Below are 1,685 nucleotides of genomic sequence, written 5' to 3'. Positions count from 1 at the left end.
TGCCGGTGGCCAGCGAGGCGAACAGACCGGGGTAGCCGTTCCAGGTCGGGAAGGTGTTGCAGCCGACCAGCAGAGCGAGGCCGCGCGGGACGACGGTGAACTCCTTGGTCATCACCAGCGGGTCGCGCTTGCCCTGGGGCTTGGTCCAGCCGGCCTGCCGGGGCAGCCGGATCTGCTCGGCGTACGCGTAGGTGACGGCCTCCAGACCGCGGTCCTGGGCGTGCGGGCCGCCGGCCTGGAAGGCCATGCCGTAGGCCTGGCCGGTGGTGTGCATCACCGCGTGCGCGAACTCGTGCGAGCGGGCGTTGATCCGGGCCAGGATCTCCAGGCAGACCGCGGCGCGCTCGAGCGGGGTGGCCGCGGCCCAGCCCGGCTGGGCCGCGCGCAGGGCCGCGATCAGGGCGTCCGGCCCGGCGTGCGGGTAGCCGATGCCGAGCTCGACGCCGTACGGGGAGGCCTCGCCGCCGACCAGGTCGCCGTCGGTGGGGTGGCCGTCGAGGGCGAAGGGGTTGTTCAGCAGGGCGTCGAAGGCGGCCTTGCCGTCCGCGGCGCCGGTCTCGCCGTAGGCCTTCGGGAACTCCGGGTACGGCGACCAGTAGTCGCGCGAGGAGGCGGCGGCGAGCGCGGCGTCCAGGGTGGCCTGGTGGCGTTCGACCAGCTCGGTGACGAGGGGGTGGGTGACCGCTGCGGACATAGCGTGCGCTCCTCAGAGGGGAGGACGGGACACGTCACAGAGTAACCGAACGATCGGTCGGCTCAAGAGGGTGTGCGGTAGCGGTCTCCGGAACGTGCCGGAAACGCCGGAGGGGGCGGGGCCGTGGTGGACGCGCCCCCTGGAGGCGGCGGGGCCGGGCCTGCCGGCCGCTGCCCGCGCGAAGCCGGGCCGGCTACGGGATGCCGAGCTCGAAGATGACGTACCCGCCGTACCAGCCGGAGGCGATCGCGCCCGTGCCGAGCACCGCGGCCAGCACCGGCCAACTGAGCTTGCGCATGGCCACCGCGAGCGCGATCAGCAGCGGGAATGCCGGGAGCAGGTAGCGCGAGGTGTTGCCGAAGATGCCGAGGCTGCCGAGCACCGAGACGATGGTGGCCAGCGTGTAGGCGGTCAGCACCAGCGGCGGGCGCAGCCGGATCAGCAGCACGATCAGCGCCGGCAGCGAGAAGACGATCAGGGTGGCCAGCAGGTCCGCGACCGGGTAGGCGAAGGGGTAGTCGGTGCGGCCGAGCAGCACGCCGCGGACGGCGTAGAAGGTGCCCTGGCCGTAGTCGAAGTAGTGCAGCCAGGCGTCGCGCTGGAGGGTGAAGTAGGCGCCCCACTCGCCGGCCCGCCAGCCGACCCAGCCGACGTAGCCGAGCAGGCCGAGCGGGGCGAGCAGCATCGCGGTCAGCGGGCGGACGACGCCGCTCCCGCGCCGGTACAGCTCCACCAGCGCGGCCAGGCCGACCGCGCCGATCAGCGCCGCCGAGGTGGGCCGGTTGAGCCCGGCGACCAGCGTGACCGCACCGGCCGCGACCCACTGCCTGGTCATCACGCAGTAGCAGGCCCAGGACGCCAGCGCGACGAACAGCGAGTCGGAGTAGAGCGCCCACTCGGCGCCGGAGCCCGGGGCGATCGCCCAGAGGCCGGCCGCGACCACGCCCGCCCGGGGGCCGGCCAGCCGGTCCACGACGGCGTGGATCCCGGC

2 pseudogenes are annotated in these 1,685 nt (G+C 74.1%); both read right to left on the bottom strand.

Going from position 1 to position 1,685, the window contains the following annotated elements:
* Window positions 1-694 (bottom strand): annotated as a pseudogene (locus MCM47_RS40265) (phenylacetic acid degradation protein PaaN); the annotation flags it as partial.
* Window positions 695-887: 193 nt separating this feature from the next.
* Window positions 888-1,685: pseudogene (locus MCM47_RS40260) on the bottom strand (hypothetical protein); the annotation flags it as partial.

The organism is Kitasatospora sp. A2-31, assembly GCF_022288725.1.
Taxonomy (GTDB): domain Bacteria; phylum Actinomycetota; class Actinomycetes; order Streptomycetales; family Streptomycetaceae; genus Kitasatospora.
This window is presented reverse-complemented; position numbering and strand designations above follow the sequence as displayed.